This window comes from Salinivibrio costicola subsp. alcaliphilus, from assembly GCF_001996185.1.
Lineage (GTDB): Bacteria > Pseudomonadota > Gammaproteobacteria > Enterobacterales > Vibrionaceae > Salinivibrio > Salinivibrio costicola.
This window is the reverse complement of record NZ_MUFR01000101.1, coordinates 1-1,088: the sequence shown is the minus strand read 5'-3', so window position 1 is coordinate 1,088 and position 1,088 is coordinate 1. Positions and strand designations below refer to the sequence as shown.

Here is a 1,088-nt window from a genome sequence, read left to right as displayed (position 1 = left end):
AGCTGGGGATCACGGTCAAGACATATGTGACACTAAAAGCTGCAAATGATCGCTGGATCACACTATTTTAATTCATTAATTGGCTGCGGAATGACGGGTCTACGGCGCCGAATAATTCCTACACTTTTAAATGCATCAGCGAAACCTTTCCAGTCATATATACTGATATTAATGCCTGTGGATACTACTGATGCTGAACCCTCAATAATAACTGAACCATTCGCACTTCTTGATGCAAATAGTTGAAATAGTGGAACACCAGATAAGACTGCTTCAAGTACATTGGCAGTATCGATTATCCTGTTCATTTCCTTGATTCCATCAAAGGTCTGAGCGCTAGGCTCAAAGCTATCTATTATTGCAAAAATCACCTTTAAAGCTTGATACTGGCATACATCTTCCCTGTGAGTCATTATCTCGGTATTTAAAAGTAAATACTTACAATAGTCGCAGAAAGCCTTATGATATTGGAGCATCATCACGTAAATATCAATTTTTGGGATACCCCCATGCACCTGACTTTCCGTCCCATCAATCTTGAAACCGATTTTGCTTATTGCGTGGCTGCACGTCGGGACGCTTTTGTGTGTAGCTTTGGCTCCGATGAGGGGTTTGAAGACTTTCTAACTGGCTATTTTGAACGGGTGAGTGAACGCATGAATCAGCCCGAGTGGTTTTATCGGCATATTTTTGTCGATGGAGAATGGGCTGGGCAGCTTGAATTTCGCAGTACGTCGCCAGAGCCTGAGACTGGTTATGTGCATCTCATCTACCTTGCACCTGCCTTTCGTGGTCGAGGGTTTGCTCCTTTGCTTCAGCGCTATATCGAAACCACCTTAACAAATGCGGGGTGCCGCCGAGCGTTGCTATCTGTAAGCCGTGATAACCATCGTGCGTTAGCCTTTTATCGCCAGCACGGCTGGGAATTTGTTCGCGCCAACCCCAAACACGCGAAGACCGATTTTTATCAGTGTTGGTTGCCGGCGTAGATCCGTCATTCCGCAGCCAATTAATGAATTAAAATAGTGTGATCCAGCGATCATTTGCAGCTTTTAGTGTCACATATGTCTTGACCGTGATCCCCAGCT

General features: G+C 44.7%; 2 protein-coding genes. One reads left to right on the top strand and one right to left on the bottom strand.

The features are described from left to right. Window positions 1-62 precede the first annotated feature (62 nt). A complete protein-coding gene (locus tag BZJ21_RS15310) occupies window positions 63-515 on the bottom strand; it encodes a hypothetical protein (RefSeq protein WP_077670259.1) in 453 nt (150 codons plus the stop codon). Between BZJ21_RS15310 and BZJ21_RS15305 the strand changes: the two genes are divergently transcribed. Then, on the top strand, window positions 510-989 hold the full coding sequence (locus tag BZJ21_RS15305; RefSeq protein WP_077670258.1) for a GNAT family N-acetyltransferase: 480 nt from the start codon (window positions 510-512) through the stop codon (window positions 987-989). The two genes, BZJ21_RS15310 and BZJ21_RS15305, sit on opposite strands and share 6 nt — an antisense overlap. Window positions 990-1,088 lie beyond the last annotated feature (99 nt).

What these genes read in the sequence shown, in the direction of transcription:
- BZJ21_RS15305 (WP_077670258.1), top strand. Translation starts at nt 510, where the DNA reads ATGCACCTGACTTTCCGTCCCATCAATCTTGAAACCGATTTTGCTTAT.